This is a genomic window from Agrobacterium rosae, from assembly GCF_002915175.1.
In the GTDB taxonomy this organism is placed as follows: Bacteria; Pseudomonadota; Alphaproteobacteria; order Rhizobiales; family Rhizobiaceae; genus Agrobacterium; species Agrobacterium rosae.
In genome coordinates, this window is sequence record NZ_NXEJ01000004.1 from 199,145 (window position 1) to 218,567 (window position 19,423).

Below are 19,423 nucleotides of genomic sequence, written 5' to 3' on the forward strand. Positions count from 1 at the left end.
AAAATAAACATATTTTTCTTGCGATCAAACTGCGAAATTTTACGATAGTGTTCGGGACATCGGAGCTGCCATGCGTGAAAAATGCTTGCTAAAGCACGCAAGCCATGGTTTGACCGCGCCAAAAGCCGGGATGATCCGGCGCAGATTTTCAGGAAATCCCCATGTCCAAACCTCACCTTCTCATCGTGGAAGCACGATTTTATGACGATATGGCTGATGCTCTTCTCGATGGCGCAAAGTTTGCGCTTGATGAAGCTGGCGCGACCTATGACATCATCACTGTTCCGGGCGCGCTGGAAATTCCGCCTGCCATCGCCATGGCGCTGGATGGTGCGGATGATGAAGGCACTGAATATGATGGCTTCGTTGCACTCGGCATGGTTATCCGTGGCGAGACCTACCATTTCGATATCGTTTCCAACGAATCCTCGCGCGCACTGATGGATCTTGCCGTCAGCGAATCGCTGGCCATCGGCAATGGTATCATGACCGTCGAGAACGAAGATCAGGCCTGGGCGCGTGTTCGCCGTTCCGATAAGGACAAGGGCGGTTTTGCGGCCCGTGCGGCACTGACCATGATCGAACTGAAAAAGAAACTGGGTGGCTGAGAGCATGAGCAATACTGAGAACGGCTCCGAGCCTCGCCCACCGTCTACAAAGCCGGTCAACCAGCGCGGCGCTGCTCGCCTTGCTGCGGTTCAGGCGCTTTACCAGATGGATGTCGGCGGCACCGGTGTGATGGAAGTCGTCGCCGAATATGAGGCACATCGCCTTGGCCAGGAAGTGGATGGCGAGACCTATCTGAAGGCTGATCCGTCCTGGTTCCGCTCCATCGTTTCTGGCGTCGTGCGTGACCAGACCAAGATCGACCCGCTGGTGCGCTCGGCCCTTCAGGAAGACTGGCCGCTGTCGCGTCTGGACACCACCGTTCGGGCAATCCTGCGTGCTGGCACCTTCGAAATCCTGGAGCGGAAAGACGTTCCGGTCGCCGTTATCGTGACGGAATATGTCGAAATCGCCCGTGCGTTTTTCGAACATGACGAGCCGAAGCTCGTCAATGCAGTGTTGGACCGCATTGCCAAGCAGGTGCGCGGCGAGGCAAAGCGCTAAGAAACATTCGAGGAAGACATCAGCGCCGTTTCTGTTCCGGGACTTGAAGACCAACGGAACGAAGCAAAGCGCAATGTCTTCCTGCTTGGCGTGGCGTAGGCCATTATGGGTTCCGCTGCACTCCGTCGACGGGCTGGCCGGTTATCGGCTTCTCGGTGCGGATAAATCGCTGGCTACAGCACCGCCTGCTGACTTCTCACCAAACCATGTCCTTGATTTTTGCAGGCGGCGTGATTTCCGCAACGGGTGATATCCGTAAAGGATTTGCTGGCACCCGTTGCCTTCGTCGGCACGTGCTTTTTGCCTCCGCTTTCCTTTTGTCGAAACAGAAGGCCGTTCAAAAACCGGTCTGAATCAGAGCGATAAGCCATTCGTTGCGAATCTTCGGACTTGACGCGGCGGGTTTCACCAACGCAATCTCCGCACGCAGACCATTTTTCCTTGGGAGGGGAACAAATGGTCCACCTTGGCGTCAGGGCTCTACACCCTGCGCCCCGCATGGTTTCGCCCGCCGGGGAGGGAGTGAGAACCCGGCACACAGGAGGTAAGTGCGAATGACCGTCATTGCATTGGTAATTTTATGCGGTGTCTTGTCCGTGATATACGCGGTCTGGGCAACGAAAAGCGTTCTCGATGCCGATCAAGGCAGTGAACGCATGCAGGAAATAGCAGGCTATATCAGGGAGGGCGCGCAGGCGTATCTCGCCCGTCAATATCTTACCATCGCAATCGTCGGTATCATCGTCGCAGTCGCGGTCTGGTTCTTTCTCTCGTCGGAAGCAGCTATCGGGTTCATCATCGGCGCGGTTTTGTCCGGTGCCGCCGGTTTTGTCGGCATGCATGTCTCGGTGCGGGCCAATCTGCGCACGGCGCAGGCCGCATCCCACAGTCTGGCTGCGGGTCTCGACATCGCTTTCAAGTCCGGTGCCATTACCGGCATGCTGGTGGCGGGTCTCGCGCTTTTGGGCGTGTCCATCTATTACCTCGTGCTGACGGCAGGCCTTGGCCATCCGGTCGGGTCTCGCGCGGTCATCGATGCGCTGGTGTCCCTCGGCTTCGGTGCCTCGCTGATCTCGATCTTCGCCCGTCTTGGCGGCGGTATCTTCACCAAGGGGGCCGATGTCGGCGGTGATCTCGTCGGCAAGGTGGAAGCGGGTATTCCCGAAGACGACCCACGCAACCCCGCCACCATTGCCGACAATGTCGGCGATAATGTCGGCGATTGCGCAGGCATGGCAGCGGACCTGTTCGAAACCTATGCCGTCTCCGTTGTGGCAACGATGGTTCTCGCGGCAATCTTCTTTGCCGGTGCGCCGATCCTTGAAAGCGTCATGCTCTATCCGCTGGCAATTTGCGGCGTGTGCATCCTGACCTCGATTGCCGGAACCTTCTTCGTCAAGCTTGGTACCAACAACTCGATCATGGGCGCGCTCTATAAGGGCCTGATCGCCACCGGCGTGCTTTCCATTGCCGGTCTGGCGGCGGCAACATCGCTCACCATCGGCTGGGGCTCCATCGGCACCGTCGCTGGTATGGATATCACCGGTACCAACCTGTTTCTGTGTGGCATCGTCGGCCTGGTCGTCACTGCCTTTATCGTCGTGATTACGGAATATTACACCGGCACCAACAAGCGTCCGGTCAATTCCATCGCGCAGGCTTCCGTCACTGGCCACGGCACCAACGTCATTCAGGGCCTTGCCGTGTCGCTGGAATCGACGGCACTTCCAGCCATCGTCATCGTTGGTGGCATCATCTCGACCTATCAGCTCGCGGGCCTGTTCGGCACTGGCATTGCGGTCACCGCCATGATCGGTATTGCGGGCATGATCGTTGCCCTAGATGCGTTCGGCCCCGTCACCGATAATGCCGGCGGGATTGCGGAAATGGCGGGTCTTGATCCAGACGTTCGCAAGGCAACGGATGCGCTGGATGCTGTCGGAAACACCACCAAGGCCGTAACCAAGGGTTATGCCATCGGTTCGGCAGGCCTTGGCGCACTGGTGTTGTTTGCCGCCTATTCCAACGACCTCTCCTATTTCGCGGCCAATGGCGATCTCTATCCTTACTTCAAGGGTATCGGCGAAATCTCCTTCAGCCTCTCCAACCCCTACGTGGTTGCCGGATTGCTATTCGGCGGCATGATTCCCTACCTCTTCGGTGGCATCGCCATGACGGCGGTTGGCAAGGCCGCAGGGTCCATCGTGGAAGAGGTGCGTCGTCAGTTCCGCGAAAAGCCCGGCATCATGCAGGGTACGGAAAAGCCGGATTACGGCAGGGCCGTGGATATTTTGACCAAAGCGGCCATTCGGGAAATGGTCATTCCCTCGCTGCTGCCTGTTCTGGCCCCCATCGTCGTGTACTTTGGGGTATTGCTGATGTCCGGCTCCAAGGCATCAGCCTTCGCCGCGCTCGGTGCGTCTCTGCTCGGCGTCATCATCAACGGTCTCTTCGTTGCCATCTCCATGACATCTGGTGGTGGCGCATGGGACAATGCCAAGAAGAGCTTCGAGGATGGCTTCATCGACAAGGATGGCGTCACGCATCTCAAGGGTTCAGAAGCACACAAGGCATCGGTGACCGGTGATACGGTGGGTGATCCCTACAAGGATACGGCTGGTCCCGCGGTCAATCCGGCGATCAAGATCACCAATATCGTGGCATTGCTGCTGTTGGCTGTTCTGGCCCATTAAAACCTGAAACAGAAAAGCCCGCGAGATGACCATCTCGCGGGCTTTTTGCATTGTCTCGTCTTGGGATCAGAAGCCGCTGCCGTTGTTGCCGCTCTGGCCCAGAATGCTCTTGGCAATACCGGCACCCGCCGTGCCGCCGGACAGCAACTGCTGCAGGAAGGTAAGGTCCTTGCCGCCTGTCGGTGTGGTGCGCGAAATAGTGTCGAACACCTTGCCGTCTTGCAGCGTGTAGTTTGCCTTTTGCGAAACGACGCCGTTCTTGTCGAAATAGATCGCCAGAATGTTCTGCTCGACCAGCTGCGGCTTCATGAAGGCCGCTCTGCGCACGCGCTTCTGGGAGATGTAATAGAACACCTCATTGCCGAATGTCGCGGTGGTGGAAGGCGTGCCCATGGTCAGCAAAACCTGTTCGCGGCTGGAACCGACCGGGATCAACTGGAGGGACTGTTCGTCGGCAACGTAGCCATTGTGGAAAACATCGGTGGTGCTGGAGCAGGCCGACAAGAGGCTGGATGCGATGACGATCGCAACGGCGGTCTTGCTCAGAAACGTGGTCTGCTTTCCTGATTTCTGCTTGCTCACCTGCGTTTCCCCGACTGCGATCATGAATGGCACCTTCCGGCATTGCGTGTTGTAGCGCTTGTGTACACACGATTATGTCAATCCGGGGACAGGAATTCCCCGTTTCATCAAGCAATGCAACAGGTTTTCGAAAATTGCGTCTCTTGCGACGCTTCTCTACGACTGTTTCAGCCAGACGATGAACGTGACCTCAACGGCATTGCAATTCTTGGATGCTTCGGTAAACCAGCTTTCGCAATCATGCAACAAGCGCGACGGGCGAGACGCCATTTCGCCGATCAATATTCGGGAATTTCGATGGTGTTCGGTCTTTTCAAAAAGAAAAACAACAATCGTCCCATTGTTGACAGGCAATATCATACGCTGACCACTGCCGCGCGCCACCCGGATTTCTATCTGCACCTTGGTGTGCCAGATACAGTCATGGGCCGTTTCGAGATGCTTGCAATCATCATGATTCTCTACTTCCGGCGCACCAAATCCTCCGCCACCAGCGGGCAGGAGATTGCGCAGGAGATCGTGGATGCGTTTTTTCAGGACCTCGATCACTCCATGCGCGAGCTTGGCATTGGTGACCAGGGCGTGCCCAAGCGGATGAAGAAATTCGCTGGCATGTTCTATGGACGGCTTGAATCCTACGCTGCGGCGCTGGACGCTTCGGATGCGCAGGCACTTGCGGCAGCCCTTGCACGCAATATATACCCGCAGGCAGAAGCGTCCGCGCCTGATATGCGCGGACTTGCCAATTGGATGATGGCGGCCGCCCATGCCTTGTCTGCGCAGTCGGAAGACCTTGTCGCGACAGGAAATGTCACGTTGCCCGTCCCCGAGTTATGAGGTTTCAATGAGTTCGCAACATCCGGCCAACGACGACGTACCTTTTTCCTATCCTGTGAAGGTAGGTCATATTTCCGCCAATCCCGTCAGGATTGGTCTCACCGCCAGCCCGGAAGAACTGATTGGGCTGGCAAAACTGTGGGATGTCGTGTCCGTGGAGTCTCTGAAAAGCGAATTGCAGGTGACGCGCTGGAAAAGAGATGGATTGAAAATTACCGGTGATGTGCGTGTTGCTCTGACCCAGGCTTGTGTTGTCACACTGGAGCCGGTTTCGAGTGTTATCGATGAAAAGATTGATCAGATTTTCGTACCAGAGGGTTCCAAACTGGCGCGCATGATGCCGGACGAAAAAGGCGAAATCGTTCTGGACCCGGATGGTCCTGATATGCCCGACCAGTTCAGTGGTGATACGATCGATGTCGGTGTCGTTGTCGCGGAGTTCGCAGCGCTTGCCATCGAACCTTATCCGCGCAAGCCCGATGTGGATTTTGCAGGGTATGGCGAAGAGAAGCTTGTGGAAGAAAAAAAGCCGTCGCCTTTTGCGGCGTTGAAGGACTGGAAAAAAGACTGAATCCGGTTAGCACCAATAATTCGGTTGTAAGAGAGCGCGGAAACGGTATTTTCGCGCAAAATTCCACCGCACGGCGGTTAGAAGGATCAGGGACGCGTGATCAGAATTGCAATTGACGTCATGGGCGGAGATTTTGGCCCTGATGTTGCCATACCCGGCGCTGCCAAGGCGCTGGAGCGGCATAACGATGTGGTTTTCCTGCTTTATGGGCAGAAGGCCAGATGTGAGCCCATTCTGGCGCAATTTCCGAAACTTCGGGAAAAGGCACAATTTTTCGACTGCGAAGTATCCGTTGCGATGGATGAGAAGCCAAGCCAGGCGCTGCGCCGTGGCCGCTATATCTCCAGCATGTGGCGCGCGCTTGAGGCCGTAAAGGTTGGCGAAGCGGATGTTGCGGTTTCCGCAGGTAACACCGGCGCGCTGATGGCCATGGCAAAATTCTGCCTGCGCACCATGGCACGTGTCGAGCGGCCTGCCATTGCCGGTATCTGGCCGACGACAAAGGGCGAAAGCATCGTTCTCGATGTGGGTGCCACGATCGGTGCCGATTCCCAGCAACTCCTCGACTTCGCCATCATGGGCGGGGCCATGGCCCGTGCGTTGTTCGATATCGACCGCCCGACGGTTGGCCTTCTCAACGTCGGCACCGAAGAGGTGAAGGGACAGGAAGAGGTTCGCGAAGCCGGTCGTCTGATCCGTGAAGCAGGTCTTGGCACCATCGACTACCGCGGTTTCGTTGAGGGCAACGATATCGGCAAGGGTACGGTTGATGTCGTGGTGACCGAAGGCTTTACCGGCAACATTGCGTTGAAGACGGCGGAAGGCACAGCCCGGCAGATCAATACGCTGCTGCGTGAAGCGATTTCCCGCAGCTTTATTGCCAAAATCGGCTATATTCTCGCGAAAAGCGCATTCGATGTGCTGCGTGAGAAGATGGACCCCCGCAAGGTCAATGGTGGCGTGTTTCTGGGTCTGAACGGCATCGTCATCAAAAGCCACGGCAGCACGGATGCCATGGGCTTCGCGTCCGCAGTCGATGTTGGCTATGACATGGCGCATAATGGCCTAACAGCCAAAATAGAAAATGATTTGAAAGCTTACCACGCAAGACGTCTTCCGCCTCCGGCACCTGAAGCGCTCGTGGTTGATGAGGAATAGAAGATGATCCGCTCAATTATACGGGGTTACGGTGCAGCGCTGCCAAAGCGCGTCATGACGAACCAGGACATTGAAGCGATCGTAGAGACCACCGATGAGTGGATCGTGCAGCGCACCGGCATCAAGCAGCGCTACATCGCGGGTGAGGGGGAGACGACCTCTTCGCTTGGCGAGTTGGCAGCGCGCGCGGCTCTTGAAAATGCTGGTATCAAGCCTGACGAAATCGACCTCATCATCGTGGCGACATCAACGCCTGATAATACCTTTCCTGCAACGGCGGTGAATATCCAGAACCGTCTTGGCATCACCGGCGGCTTCGCATTCGACGTTCAGGCTGTCTGTTCAGGCTTCGTCTATGCCATGGCAACCGCCGACCTTTACATTCGTGGCGGCATGGCCAAGCGGGTACTGGTCATTGGCGCGGAAACATTCTCGCGCATTCTCGACTGGACCGATCGCACGACCTGCGTTTTGTTCGGTGACGGTGCCGGTGCTGTTGTTCTCGAGGCGGGCGAGGGCGAAGGCAAGACCTCCGATCGCGGCATTCTGACATCCAATCTGCGTTCCGATGGTTCGCACAAGGATAAGCTTTACGTGGACGGTGGCCCATCAACGACAGGCACCGTCGGTCATCTGCGCATGGAAGGCCGTGAGGTTTTCAAGCACGCCGTTGGCATGATTACCGACGTTATCGAGGCTGCATTCGAGGCGACCGGTACGACCGCTGACGACCTGGACTGGCTGGTGCCGCACCAGGCAAACCGTCGTATTATCGATGGTTCCGCGAAAAAACTCGGCATTCCGAGCGAAAAGGTTGTGATCACGGTGGATCAGCATGGCAACACGTCTGCCGCTTCCATTCCGCTTGCACTGGCTGTTGCCGCTGCTGATGGCCGCATCAAAAAGGGCGATCTGGTGATGCTGGAAGCCATGGGTGGCGGTTTCGCATGGGGTGCTGTTCTGCTGCGCTGGTAAAATTTGCTTTATGATGCCCGGTAAGCCATTGCCACTATTAATGGAAATCCCTAAACGATTCTGGAAACTTTGCTTGACCGGTTGAGGCAAGGGCAATAATCTCTGCCCGGTTCAGCAGAATAAAAGAGAGCGGTGCGGGGAAATATGGCCGGGAAAACAGTGACACGTGCGGATCTAGCCGAGTCTGTGTTTCGAAAAGTGGGGTTGTCCCGGACTGAATCCGCCGAACTGGTTGAAACCGTCATCGACGAGATTTGTAACGCGATCACTCGCGGAGAGGTGGTCAAGCTCTCCTCCTTCGCGACCTTTCAGATCCGTGAAAAGAATGAGCGTATCGGTCGCAATCCCAAGACCGGTGAAGAGGTGCCTATTTCTCCCCGCCGCGTCATGACCTTCAAGGCATCCAACGTTTTGAAGCAGCGCATTCTCAAAGCCCATTCGGCGCGCAAGGCGAAACAGAAAAGCCAGAAAGCCGGCTCCTGAGCCGCATTCTTTTGAGCAGTTGAAGTGATTTTTACACGCTGCGATTCCTTTCTTCCTGTGAAGATAGTTGAATTTCAACCGCCAAGCTGTTGAAACAAAGGCGATTCGCATCATACCTTGTTGCGTGTTTTGGATTCTGCCTTTGGTCTGAATGGGAGTTGAACTTTGGATAAGAGCCCCGACGCCTTTCGAACGATCAGCGAAGTGGCGGATGATCTGGACCTCCCGCAACACGTTCTGCGTTTCTGGGAAACACGCTTTCCGCAGATTAAACCGATGAAGCGCGGCGGTGGCCGTCGCTATTATCGCCCTGACGATGTCGATCTTTTGAAGGGTATTCGTCACCTTTTGTATGATCACGGTTATACGATCAAGGGCGTGCAAAAGCTGCTCAAAACCAATGGCAACCGCTTCGTCTCCGCCATCGCTTCAGGCGATATGGCGACAATGGAAGCCATCATGGCCGCCAGCGGTGAGAAGGACACACCGGAGCCACGCGTTGCCGCTTCAGAGGAAGATGAAGTCGTCGGACGCCCCAAGGCCCGGCCTAGCGGTCGTTTCTTCGGCTTTGGCGGGAATGGTTCAGACGACACGCCGGAGATATCCCTCGGTAAATCCAGCATCAACAAGGATGACCGTGCCCTTCTGCAGGAAGCCCTGTTCGACCTTCTGGAATGCAAGCGGCTGCTGGACCAGGTCCGCTGACAATCATAAAGTTTGGGGATAACCCAAATTTTTAAGCGGCATTTATGTCAAATGCCAACCTTTCGGAAACTCCTTGGGCCGATAATGCGGCCCGGACAAGGAGTTATCCCGTGAGCAAGAGAAAACCTTCAAGTCGTCGTCGCAGCTCCGCCAAGTCTGGCGGTTCAGGTCTGTGGTCGTGGCTGTTGCTGTTCGGCGTCGCCGTCGGCGGCATACAGGTCTATGAGCATCGCGACAGCCTGATGCCGAAATTGAAAGACACGGTTGCCGCCGTATCGAAGCCCGCCGCGCCGCAACCAAGGTTGCGGGAGGTTGCCGCGGAAAGGCCGAAACCATCCGCCACACAAACCGTAGCACTTCCGGCAAGTGGTGCCCCCGTGCCGCCCCGCGCCATCGCGATGCCCAACGGTGCAGCAACGATGTCTACGCAGGCATCAACCAATGCGCTGCCATCATCCCGCCCGCCGGTGGAGAACGTATCGCTGGGTGCAAAGCCCGGGACGTTCGCTTTCTGCGGTCGATCCGGTCTCAACAATTGCGTCGCCGATGGCAACACATTCTGGCTCAAAGGCGAGAAAATGAAACTCGCCGGTATCGCCGTTCCGCAAACGGATCAGGCCCGATGCCTGGAAGAGCGCCAGAAGGGCTTTGCCGCAAAGGTTCGCCTGCGCGATATGCTGAACGGCGGCAATTTCCAGGTCGCCTCCATGGGAGGTGCCTCGACACTATCGAGATCCGGCGTCTCTTTCGCAGACCAGTTGGTGCGCGAAGGTCTGGCGCTGCCAGCGGGCAGGGGAAATCAATCCTGGTGCGGGTAATTTCGACTTCGCACCACACCTGCCCGTTGACCACAGCCGCTTGCGCTGTGTAGATAAAAACGGCAAGCGGACGTGGCGGAATCGGTATACGCAGCAGACTTAAAATCTGCCGACCTCTGGTCTTGCGGGTTCAAGTCCCGCCGTCCGCACCAATGAACCCACCCCTGCCTGGCAATGGGTTTGCGCACATTTCCCTTTTTCGTCCAATTGTTCTCAATATGGGAATTGTGCTTGTTCCCGTATTGGGAATATGCTATCAAGGGACCTATGCAGATTATTGCCAAGTCGACGTTAAAGCAGTTCTGGGAGCGCCACGCGCAAGCCGAAACGCCTTTGAAAACGTAGTATTCAATCGTCAGCAGAGCTGAGTGGACCGGACCTTCGGATGTGAAGGCGATGTTCGGTTCGACTGTAGACTTTGTTTCGGATAATCGCATTATTTTCGATATTTCAGGCAATAAATATCGTCTGATTGTTCATGTTGCTTATTCCTACAAGCGTATCCTGATCAAGTTCGTGGGCAGCCATAAGGAATATGATCAGATTAACCCGGAGACAGTGTAATGGATGACATTCGGGCCATCAGAAACGATGATGATCTCGCATGGGCTATCGCGACGGTCGCCCCTTATTTTGATAACCCACCAGACTTCGGAACGCCCGAAGCGGACCGGTTTGATATCCTCTCCACTCTTATTGAAGCCTATGAGGATAAGCATCACGCTATCGACACGCCAGAGCCCGTAGAGCTTATCAAAGCTCATATGGAAATGACCGGGCGTACCCAAGGTGATCTGGCAATGCTTCTCGGCTCAAGACCACGCGCATCAGAAGTTTTGAATAAAAAGCGCGCGCTCACCGTGGAAATGGTTCACAAGCTCCATAAAGAATGGGGAATTCCTGCTGATTGCCTTGTCCAGCCATACCATCTTGCGGTTCAGCAACGGCGATACGCTTAGGAAGCGACCTCTTACCCCTTCCAAAACAACGGCATTAACAGCACCAGCACCGTCAATATCTCCAAACGGCCAAGCAGCATCATCAAGGACAGCAGGTAAAGAGCCGGGTCGCTGATGGTGGAGAAGTTGCCAGCGGGGCCGATGATTGGGCCGACGCCGGGGCCGACATTGGCGAGCGATGTGGCGACGGCGGAGGTTGCGGTCAGGAAGTCGTAGCCCATTGCGCTCATGATCAAGCTGCCGCCGATCCACAGGGCGATGAAGCAGCTCAGGAAGAGGAAGACGTTGCGGATGGTTTCGGCGTCCACGACTTGGGCACCATAACGTACGGAATATACTGCGTCCGGGTAGAGCAGTTTTTTCAGACCGGTTTTCACGACATTATAGACGATGACGAAGCGGTAGGCCTTGATGCCGCCGGCTGTCGAGCCGGAACAGCCGCCCATGAAGGTGGCGAAGAAGGCGACGACCACGACGAAGGGCCCCCACAGCGTATAATCGTCGCTGGCAAAGCCGCCGGTGGAAAGGATCGAGGTCATGTTGAAGAAGGAATGGCTGAGCGCAATGTAAAGCGGGACGTCATTGGTCAGGTGATGGTAGATGCCGACGGCCAGCGAGATGGCGCAGAGATAGCCGATGAAAACCCTAATTTGCGGATCGTGGATAATATCCATGCGTCCGCGGACCGCCAGCAGGATCATGACGGAAAAGGGCAGGCTTCCGAGGATGAGAAAAAAAGTAGCGATCCACAGCAGCGCAACATTGTCGCCGAAAAAGGCGAAGGACGCATCATGAGTGGAGAACCCGCCGGTAGCCACAGTGGACATGGCGTGGTTCAGCGCATCGAAATGCGTCATGCCTGCGAAATCGAATGCGATGGTGCAGGCCAGTGTCATCACCACATAGATGCCGACGAAGGCCTTGGTGAAGCTGGCTAGCCGCGCGAAAGGCCTGTCGTTGGCTGTATCTGAGGATTCCATGCGAAAGAACGTCATGCCGCCGACGCGCAGCAGCGGCAGGATGAAAAGGCCGAGCGCGACGATACCGATGCCGCCCAGCCAGCACAGCAACGAGCGCCAGATGAGGATGCCCTGCGGGGCCTTGTCCAGACCATAGATGGCGGTGGAGCCGGTGGTGGTGATAGCGGAAACGGATTCGAACATGGCCTGTCCGAAGGTCAGGTTGAGTTCGGACAGATAGAGCGGAACGGCACCGATAAGCGAGAACACCAACCACAGAACGTTGACCAGCAGAAAGCCGAAACGTTTGTTAAAGGTGGGCATGGGCGCGCGTGTGGCGAGCGCGCAGGCCAGCGCCAGTCCGCCGCACATGAAGCCGGATGTGGCAAAGATTGCCCAGTCATTGTTGCCGTAATAGAGATCGGCCATGGCGGGTATGAACATCGCCGTTGCCATGTAGAGCCCGAAGACCGAGGCGATATAGAGGACTGCGCGCAGAAGGTTGCTGTTCAATAAATGGAACCTTGATCGAGTGAAGCGTACCGAAGTTGCGCAAAGAGTCTTTGTGTCAGGCCTTTTCCTATGGCATAGCGGGTGCCATCTTGAAATTCAATGGATTGAAAATCGTGGATAAATTGCTTGTAGAGGCCGCACGGCGGGAAGTTCGGGAATTGTTTCCCGAAACGCCGTTGCAGTTAAATGAACATCTCAGCCGTCGGTATGGAGCCGAGATTTGGCTGAAGCGTGAAGACCTCACGCCCGTTCGTTCCTACAAGATTAGAGGCGCGTTCAATTTTCTGCGCAAGGCGGTCTCGACAGCCGGTAAGGACAAGATTTTCGTCTGCGCATCCGCTGGCAATCATGCGCAGGGCTTTGCCTTCGCCTGCCGCCACTTCGGCGTGCACGGCGTGGTCTTCATGCCGGTGACGACACCGCAGCAGAAGATCGACAAGACCCGTATCTTTGGCGGCGAGTTCATCAAGATCAAGCTGATCGGCGATATTTTCGACCAGTGCTATGCCGCAGCGCGCGCTTACGTGGAAGAAACCGACGCCTATATGGTGCCGCCCTTCGACCATAAGGACATCATCGAGGGACAGGCGACCGTTGCCGCCGAGATCGTAGACCAGTTGCCGGATGACAAAGCGCCGGATTTGCTCGTCATGCCGGTTGGCGGTGGTGGTCTTTCAGCTGGCTTGACGGGCTTTTTTGCGGACAAGGTTGCGAGCAGCAACTTCATTTTCTGCGAGCCCGTTGGCGCGCCAAGCCTGAAGACAAGCCTTGCAGAGGGCAGGGCTGTCACGCTGGCAAAGGTCGATAATTTTGTCGATGGTGCCGCCGTGGCGCGCATCGGCGATCTGAACTTCGAGGCGCTGAAGCATTTTCCGCCGGAGCAGGTCGAACTGATCGCCGAAAACGCTATCTGCGTGACCATCATCGATATGCTCAATCTCGAAGGCGTGGTGCTGGAACCCGCCGGTGCGCTATCGATTGCGGCGCTCGAAAAGCTGGGTCGTGAAAGGCTTGAGGGCAAGCGTGTCGTTTGCGTCGTCTCCGGCGGCAATTTCGACTTCGACCGGTTGCCGGATGTAAAAGAGCGCGCCATGCGTTACGCGGGCGTGAAGAAATACTTTATTCTGCGCTTGCCGCAGCGCCCCGGCGCATTGCGCGATTTCCTCAATCTTTTGGGACCCGATGATGATGTTGCGCGTTTCGAATATCTGAAGAAGTCGGCACGCAACTTCGGCTCCATCCTTATTGGTATCGAAACGACGGAACCTGAGAATTTCAACGGCCTGTTCGAACGTTTCGAGGCGGCTGGCCTGGGTTATGAGGACATAACCGAAAACGAAATTCTCGCCAATCTGATCATCTGATTTCGGACAAGACAACAGGAAGGTAAAACAATGGCCTCATTCTTCTCGAAACTCTTTTCCGGCTTCGGCTCCGCATCGGATGATGCCCCGAAGAAGGCCGAAACATCGGAAGCGCATCCCTACAAGGATTGCGTGATTTACGCGACGCCGCTGAAAGAGGGCAGCCAGTACCGTCTGGCCGGTCGCATCGAGAAAAAGGTGGGCGAGGAAACGCTTGCGCATGAATTTGTGCGCGCGGATGTTTTCACCAGCCTTGATGATGCGGTGGAATGCACGGTCCGCAAGGCCAAGCTGATCATCGACCAGAGCGGCGCTTCGCTGTTCACCGACAAAAAATAACGGCCGCGATTTGATCGCAGCCGTTACGGTAATTCTGACAAGCGGCGTGGTGACACGCCGCTTTTTTGTTGGGATCAGGCAGCCTTGGCCAGTTCTTCAACCTTGGCGGTGGCCGATGCGATTGCCTTTTCGGCAGCTTCAGGACCGAATGCGAGGCCTTCAACACGGATGACTTCAATATCCGTAAGGCCGATGAAGCCAAGAACCGTCTTGAGATATGGAATGGCGTGGTCCATGGCCGCTGCTGGGCCTTCGGAATAAACGCCAGCCGAAGACAGAACGATGTAGACCTTCTTGCCAGTTGCGAGGCCGACCGGGCCGGATTCGGTGTATTTGAAGGTCAGGCCTGCGCGAGCAATGTTATCGATCCAGGACTTCAGGCCCGAATAGATGTTGAAGTTGATCATGCCCGTGCCGATGACGATCGTGTCGGCTTCCAGCAATTCGGCAACGCGCTTGTCGGAATAGTCTGCGGCTGCGGCTTCCTGTGCGTCGCGCTGATCGGCGGACTTGCGGATGGCGGATGTTGTGACCTGATCCAGATGCGGGATTGGGTTCTGGCCGAGATCGAGATGCGTGATCGTGCCGTTCGTCTGTGCCTGAAGCTTGGCAGCGAGATCGCCAGCGAATTTGTTGGACAGGGATTCTTCAGCGCGTGGGCTCGATGTAAGGAGGAGAATCTTCGACATTTGAAATATCCTTGTTTCAATTTTAGGCGTTCAAGCGGGCAGAGTGGCCCGATGGTTGCCGCTTATATCATTCAATGTTGTCATCTAGAAAACTGTGATAATCTGGAAGTGACCTATCGATGAAGTGGATGGACCATGGAAGCTAATCCCACGCTGGACCAATTGCAGGTGTTTTTGAGCGTTGCTGAAACCGGCAGTTTCTCTGCTGCCTCAAGGGCTTTGAACCGGGCGCAATCGGTTGTCAGCTATACGATTGCCAACCTCGAAGCGCAGCTGGAAGTGACGTTGTTCGAGCGAAACGGCGTTCGCCAGCCCAAGCTGACAGCGGATGGTGCAGCCATGCTGGAACATGCGCGGCGCATCGTTGCCGGACTTCAGGATATGCGCGCCCGGGCGAAAGGGTTGAAGCAGGGGCTGGAGGCGGAGGTCAATCTCGCCATCAGCACCATGGTACCTGCCGAGGCGGTGGTTGCCGTACTGCGCGATTTCCGGGTCCATTTTCCCACCGTTTCTCTTAACCTGAATGTTGGGGAACTCGGCATGGTCATGGATATGGTGCTGAACCGCAAGGCGGGCATCGGCATTGGTGGCGCCATATTCCACCAGGATGATGGCCTTGTTATCGATAAGGTTGGCCATTCCTTCATGGTGCCTGTGGCCGCCGCCGACCATCCTCTTGCTTTGCTGGATCGGCCCTTGACGCTCGCGGATGTCCGCGAAGAGGTGCAGCTTGTTGTGACAGACGCATCCGGCCTGACCAAAGGTCGTGATTTCAACGTCTTATCCTACAAAAAATGGCGCGTCAGCGACATCGCGACCAAATATCAGCTCATCAAGGGCGGGCTGGGTTGGGGTGGTCTTCCGGCATCCGTGGTTCGCAACGATATTATCAACGGCGTTTTGAAAGCGTTGAAATTGGATGCTTATGAGGGCGGGGAGTATGCGCTTTATGCCCTGCGCAAATCCGACACGCCGGCTGGCCCCGCAGCACAGTGGTTGATCGATTCGTTCCATCAATGCTTGTCCCAATGCCCGAACCACAAGAATTTCCTGGCAGATTTCGAACCGAGCCAGGAAACCATGCTGAGGGATGCGGCAGAGTAAGCCGACGCATCGAAAGAACGGGACGCCGTACCGTACCGAACCGTACTGTTTCGCCGCAAGGTGACAGTGACAGGCAACCGGCTTTCGAGTAGAAAGTTCTCAAAAGCGAAGGTGTGAGCAGACTGCACTGCGCAAACGCGCCTTCATATCGAACACATCGAGGAATAAGCACATGCCAGTTTATCGCTCCAGAACGACAACCCACGGCCGCAACATGGCCGGTGCGCGTGGCCTTTGGCGCGCGACCGGTATGAAGGACGGCGATTTTGGCAAACCGATCATCGCTGTCGTCAACTCGTTCACGCAGTTCGTACCGGGCCACGTCCACCTGAAGGATCTCGGTCAGCTCGTGGCGCGAGAAATCGAAGCTGCTGGCGGTGTCGCCAAGGAATTCAACACGATTGCCGTCGATGACGGCATCGCCATGGGCCACGATGGCATGCTCTATTCGCTGCCATCACGCGAAATCATTGCCGACTCGGTCGAGTACATGGTCAACGCACACTGCGCCGATGCCATGGTCTGCATTTCCAACTGCGACAAGATCACGCCGGGCATGCTGAATGCTGCCATGCGCCTCAACATCCCCGTCGTTTTCGTGTCCGGTGGACCGATGGAAGCGGGCAAGGCGGTTCTGCATGGCAAGACGGTTGCGCTTGACCTCGTGGATGCGATGGTTGCTGCCGCCGACGACAAGATGACCGACGAAGAAGTCGACACAATCGAGCGTGCGGCGTGTCCGACCTGCGGTTCGTGCTCCGGCATGTTCACGGCCAATTCCATGAACTGTTTGACGGAAGCCCTTGGCTTGGCTCTGCCCGGCAACGGTTCGACACTCGCCACCCATTCGGATCGCAAGCGCCTGTTCGTAGAGGCCGGTCATCTGATTGTCGATCTGGCGCGCCGTCATTATGAGCAGGATGACTACACCGTGCTGCCGCGCTCGATTGCCACCAAGGCCGCCTTCGAAAACGCCATTGCGCTTGATATCGCCATGGGTGGTTCGACCAACACCGTTTTGCACATTCTGGCCGCTGCCCATGAGGGCGAGGTCGATTTCACCATGGAAGACATAGACCGCATGTCGCGCCGGGTGCCGTGCCTGTCCAAGGTCGCGCCTGCCAAGCAGGACGTGCACATGGAAGACGTTCACCGGGCAGGCGGCATAATGCGTATTCTGGGCGAACTGGAACGCGGCGGTCTTCTCAATACGGACTGCTACACCGTTCACGAAGCCACCCTTGGCGATGCCATCAACCGTTGGGACATCACCCGTACCAACAGCGAAAGCGTGCGCCAGTTCTTCAAGGCTGCCCCTGGCGGCGTACCGACGCAGGTGGCCTTCAGCCAGTCCTCACGCTGGGATGAGCTGGATATCGACAGTGAAAACGGCGTTATCCGCTCGGTCGAAAAGCCGTTCTCCAAGGATGGTGGTCTGGCCGTGCTTTACGGAAACATCGCGCTGGACGGCTGCATCGTGAAGACAGCGGGCGTGGATGAATCCATCTTGAAATTCAACGGCGTTGCCGTGGTTTACGAAAGCCAGGACGCTGCCGTGAAGGGCATTCTGTCTAACGAAGTTAAGGCGGGCGATGTCGTTGTTATCAGATATGAAGGCCCTAAGGGCGGTCCTGGCATGCAGGAAATGCTGTATCCAACCAGCTACCTGAAATCCAAGGGCCTCGGCAAAGCCTGCGCGCTCATCACCGACGGACGCTTCTCCGGCGGCACCTCAGGCCTCTCCATCGGCCATGCTTCTCCAGAAGCTGCCCAAGGCGGTGCCATCGGCCTGGTGCGTCAGGGCGATGCCATCGAGATCGACATCCCGAACCGCACGATCAACCTCAAGGTTCCAGACGCGGAACTCGCAGCACGCCGTGCAGAGCAGGACCAGCTGGGCTGGAAGCCAGCCGAACAGCGCAAGCGCAATGTAACGACGGCGCTGAAGGCTTATGCGGCTTTTGCATCGAGTGCGGATAAGGGTGCGGTTCGCATTTTGCCGGAGTAGGCTTACCATTGGACGTCATCCTCGGGCTTGACCCGAGGATCTGACCACGTTCGATGTTGGGGTTCGTTGGATCCTCGAGTCAAGCCCGAGGATGATGTTGGAAGGGTCGTTAGACCTTCTTCACCCAATGTTTTTTAACTCATAACGGCGCAGCGCAACCATCTTGTTGCGCTGCTTGCAGAATGATTGAGAACGCCCAACGTCCGTGAAACCAAGCTTCTCCATCAGATGGCACGATGCCTTGTTATCGCTGATAGGGTTGGCGTGGAGCGTCGTCATTCCCATCTGCGTAAAGGCATGGTCGATGACGAGACGACTGGCTTTTTCGCCGTAACCTTTACCCCATGCACTGCGCCCCAGCCACAGTCCGAATTCGCCAGCAAGGCCGATGAGGCCGATCAGTTGGCCATTATCGATCGACCAAACGGGCAGATTGTTTTTCCGAAAGCGCAGTATCCTCGCTCGGGCGTCGTCCACCGTGAAGGGAGATGATGTTCGAAGCAGATTGCGCAGGACCAGCGGATCGTTGGTGATGCGGGCCAGCGCGGGCGAATCCGTGATGTCGAAAGGCCGAAGGGTGAGTCGGTTCGAAACCAATCGCGGTGCTGTTCTGTCGGCGGATTGCATGGCTTTCAGCATGCGCAATTTCGACGTTGATGCCAACTGCGATTTTTTGACCCGGAACTGGTTCTTCTTCAGCACGTTGGCTGAACAGTGAAAATAAGGATCGGAAGTATGAAACGCGCAATCGTGACCGGTGGTGCCGGTTTGATCGGGACTGGGATTATCGAAACTCTGCTGGAGGATGGCTGGACGGTGGCATCCTTCGACATCAAAGAGAGTAAGACGAAAGCGCGGCACATTCATTGCGATGTTGGCGATGAGGCATCTGTTGCGGAGGCGTTCACGCAGCTTGGTTGGGATGGGCTTGAGCTTCTCGTCAACAATGCCGGTATTGCTGGGCCGAACAACGGCCCGATCCACGAGCTGTCGTTGGCCGATTGGCGCAAGGTGACCGACAGCCATTTGACCGGGGCTTTTCTAATGACGCGGTCCGCGGTGCCGCTGATGGGTGAGGGTGCCAGCATCGTCAACATGGCCTCCACCCGGGCATACATGTCGGAGCCGGAGACGGAAGCCTATGCGGCATCAAAGGGCGGGCTGGTTGCGCTGACGCATGCGCTGGCGGTTAGCCTCGGGCCAAAAATTCGGGTGAATGCGATTGCGCCGGGCTGGATCACCAATGAAACGGATTTGCGCAAAGAAGACCACGAGCAACACCCGGTAGGGCGAGTGGGCCGCCCAAAGGACATTGCGGGTGCCGTTGTTTATCTCGCCAGCGCGGGTTTCATGACCGGGCAGGTGCTGGTGCTTGATGGTGGCATGACGAAGAAGATGATTTACGAGGAATAGCCGTTCGAAACAGATTCAACGCGCTGCCAAACTGATTCAACAAAGCATTCGAAACCGTTGTTCACGTGCGCTTTGTCACCGGTGGGTGAAGTCACAAACGAGTGAGAGGCCTTCTGCCTCTTCCGAAAGGCACTAAGTAAGGC

General features: G+C 56.4%; 20 protein-coding genes, 1 tRNA gene and 1 pseudogene. 18 read left to right on the forward strand and 4 right to left on the reverse strand.

Annotated features, from left to right (window positions below; all coding sequences use genetic code 11):
- Nucleotides 1-161: 161 nt before the first annotated feature.
- The 3 genes from ribH (at nucleotide 162) to CPJ18_RS08270 (ending at nucleotide 3,803) form a co-directional block, all read left to right on the forward strand.
- On the forward strand, nucleotides 162-608 hold the full coding sequence (gene ribH, locus CPJ18_RS08255; protein WP_067645454.1) for a 6,7-dimethyl-8-ribityllumazine synthase: 447 nt from the start codon (nucleotides 162-164) through the stop codon (nucleotides 606-608).
- A gap of 4 nt (nucleotides 609-612) precedes the next feature.
- A complete protein-coding gene (gene nusB / locus CPJ18_RS08260) occupies nucleotides 613-1,110 on the forward strand; it encodes a transcription antitermination factor NusB (protein WP_077107062.1) in 498 nt (165 codons plus the stop codon).
- A 554-nt stretch (nucleotides 1,111-1,664) separates the two neighbouring features.
- Nucleotides 1,665-3,803, forward strand: a complete 2,139-nt coding sequence (locus tag CPJ18_RS08270) for a sodium-translocating pyrophosphatase (RefSeq protein ID WP_103657698.1) — start codon at nucleotides 1,665-1,667, stop codon at nucleotides 3,801-3,803.
- A gap of 66 nt (nucleotides 3,804-3,869) precedes the next feature.
- Here the strand turns inward: CPJ18_RS08270 and CPJ18_RS08275 are convergent, their stop codons facing one another.
- Nucleotides 3,870-4,409, reverse strand: a complete 540-nt coding sequence (locus CPJ18_RS08275) for an outer membrane protein assembly factor BamE (RefSeq protein WP_103657699.1) — start codon at nucleotides 4,407-4,409, stop codon at nucleotides 3,870-3,872.
- 273 nt (nucleotides 4,410-4,682) lie between these two features.
- On the opposite strand from CPJ18_RS08275, the gene CPJ18_RS08280 reads away from it, so the two are divergent.
- The 10 genes and pseudogenes from CPJ18_RS08280 (at nucleotide 4,683) to CPJ18_RS08325 (ending at nucleotide 10,891) form a co-directional block, all read left to right on the forward strand.
- Nucleotides 4,683-5,222 (forward strand): ubiquinol-cytochrome C chaperone family protein, encoded by a 540-nt coding sequence (locus tag CPJ18_RS08280; RefSeq protein WP_103657907.1) that lies wholly within the window; start codon nucleotides 4,683-4,685, stop codon nucleotides 5,220-5,222.
- Between the two features lie 7 nt (nucleotides 5,223-5,229).
- A complete protein-coding gene (locus tag CPJ18_RS08285) occupies nucleotides 5,230-5,793 on the forward strand; it encodes a YceD family protein (protein WP_077117260.1) in 564 nt (187 codons plus the stop codon).
- 96 nt (nucleotides 5,794-5,889) lie between these two features.
- The gene (plsX, locus tag CPJ18_RS08290; RefSeq protein ID WP_067645466.1) at nucleotides 5,890-6,951 is read left to right on the forward strand and encodes a phosphate acyltransferase PlsX; all 1,062 of its coding nucleotides are present in this window, start codon (nucleotides 5,890-5,892) and stop codon (nucleotides 6,949-6,951) included.
- A gap of 3 nt (nucleotides 6,952-6,954) precedes the next feature.
- On the forward strand, nucleotides 6,955-7,926 hold the full coding sequence (locus CPJ18_RS08295; RefSeq protein ID WP_103657700.1) for a beta-ketoacyl-ACP synthase III: 972 nt from the start codon (nucleotides 6,955-6,957) through the stop codon (nucleotides 7,924-7,926).
- A 144-nt stretch (nucleotides 7,927-8,070) separates the two neighbouring features.
- A complete protein-coding gene (locus tag CPJ18_RS08300; RefSeq protein WP_077107069.1) occupies nucleotides 8,071-8,409 on the forward strand; it encodes an integration host factor subunit alpha in 339 nt (112 codons plus the stop codon).
- Nucleotides 8,410-8,574: 165 nt separating this feature from the next.
- Nucleotides 8,575-9,114, forward strand: a complete 540-nt coding sequence (locus tag CPJ18_RS08305) for a MerR family transcriptional regulator (protein ID WP_077107070.1) — start codon at nucleotides 8,575-8,577, stop codon at nucleotides 9,112-9,114.
- 110 nt (nucleotides 9,115-9,224) lie between these two features.
- On the forward strand, nucleotides 9,225-9,932 hold the full coding sequence (locus tag CPJ18_RS08310) for a nuclease (protein WP_103657908.1): 708 nt from the start codon (nucleotides 9,225-9,227) through the stop codon (nucleotides 9,930-9,932).
- A gap of 66 nt (nucleotides 9,933-9,998) precedes the next feature.
- Nucleotides 9,999-10,084, forward strand: a tRNA-Leu gene (locus tag CPJ18_RS08315).
- 115 nt (nucleotides 10,085-10,199) lie between these two features.
- Nucleotides 10,200-10,496 (forward strand): annotated as a pseudogene (locus CPJ18_RS08320) (type II toxin-antitoxin system HigB family toxin).
- Nucleotides 10,496-10,891 (forward strand): helix-turn-helix domain-containing protein, encoded by a 396-nt coding sequence (locus CPJ18_RS08325; RefSeq protein WP_103657701.1) that lies wholly within the window; start codon nucleotides 10,496-10,498, stop codon nucleotides 10,889-10,891. Before CPJ18_RS08320 ends, CPJ18_RS08325 begins: the two are co-directional and overlap by 1 nt.
- Nucleotides 10,892-10,902: 11 nt before the next feature.
- On the opposite strand, the gene CPJ18_RS08330 is transcribed toward CPJ18_RS08325, so the two are convergent.
- Nucleotides 10,903-12,363, reverse strand: a complete 1,461-nt coding sequence (locus CPJ18_RS08330; RefSeq protein ID WP_167397860.1) for a TrkH family potassium uptake protein — start codon at nucleotides 12,361-12,363, stop codon at nucleotides 10,903-10,905.
- Nucleotides 12,364-12,452: 89 nt separating this feature from the next.
- On the opposite strand from CPJ18_RS08330, the gene ilvA reads away from it, so the two are divergent.
- Nucleotides 12,453-13,727, forward strand: a complete 1,275-nt coding sequence (gene ilvA / locus CPJ18_RS08335; protein WP_103657910.1) for a threonine ammonia-lyase — start codon at nucleotides 12,453-12,455, stop codon at nucleotides 13,725-13,727.
- A 30-nt stretch (nucleotides 13,728-13,757) separates the two neighbouring features.
- Nucleotides 13,758-14,066, forward strand: a complete 309-nt coding sequence (locus tag CPJ18_RS08340) for an HlyU family transcriptional regulator (RefSeq protein WP_077117232.1) — start codon at nucleotides 13,758-13,760, stop codon at nucleotides 14,064-14,066.
- Between the two features lie 74 nt (nucleotides 14,067-14,140).
- Here CPJ18_RS08340 and CPJ18_RS08345 read toward each other — a convergent pair whose 3' ends face one another.
- Nucleotides 14,141-14,755, reverse strand: a complete 615-nt coding sequence (locus tag CPJ18_RS08345; RefSeq protein WP_103584253.1) for an FMN-dependent NADH-azoreductase — start codon at nucleotides 14,753-14,755, stop codon at nucleotides 14,141-14,143.
- A 135-nt stretch (nucleotides 14,756-14,890) separates the two neighbouring features.
- On the opposite strand from CPJ18_RS08345, the gene CPJ18_RS08350 reads away from it, so the two are divergent.
- The gene (locus CPJ18_RS08350) at nucleotides 14,891-15,859 is read left to right on the forward strand and encodes a LysR family transcriptional regulator (RefSeq protein ID WP_103584252.1); all 969 of its coding nucleotides are present in this window, start codon (nucleotides 14,891-14,893) and stop codon (nucleotides 15,857-15,859) included.
- A 172-nt stretch (nucleotides 15,860-16,031) separates the two neighbouring features.
- Nucleotides 16,032-17,867, forward strand: a complete 1,836-nt coding sequence (gene ilvD, locus CPJ18_RS08355; protein WP_103657702.1) for a dihydroxy-acid dehydratase — start codon at nucleotides 16,032-16,034, stop codon at nucleotides 17,865-17,867.
- A gap of 120 nt (nucleotides 17,868-17,987) precedes the next feature.
- On the opposite strand, the gene CPJ18_RS08360 is transcribed toward ilvD, so the two are convergent.
- On the reverse strand, nucleotides 17,988-18,506 hold the full coding sequence (locus CPJ18_RS08360) for a GNAT family N-acetyltransferase (protein WP_146258666.1): 519 nt from the start codon (nucleotides 18,504-18,506) through the stop codon (nucleotides 17,988-17,990).
- A 96-nt stretch (nucleotides 18,507-18,602) separates the two neighbouring features.
- Here CPJ18_RS08360 and CPJ18_RS08365 point away from each other — a divergent pair, with 96 nt between their 5' ends.
- The gene (locus tag CPJ18_RS08365; RefSeq protein WP_103657704.1) at nucleotides 18,603-19,280 is read left to right on the forward strand and encodes an SDR family oxidoreductase; all 678 of its coding nucleotides are present in this window, start codon (nucleotides 18,603-18,605) and stop codon (nucleotides 19,278-19,280) included.
- The last annotated feature ends 143 nt before the right edge of the window (nucleotides 19,281-19,423 follow it).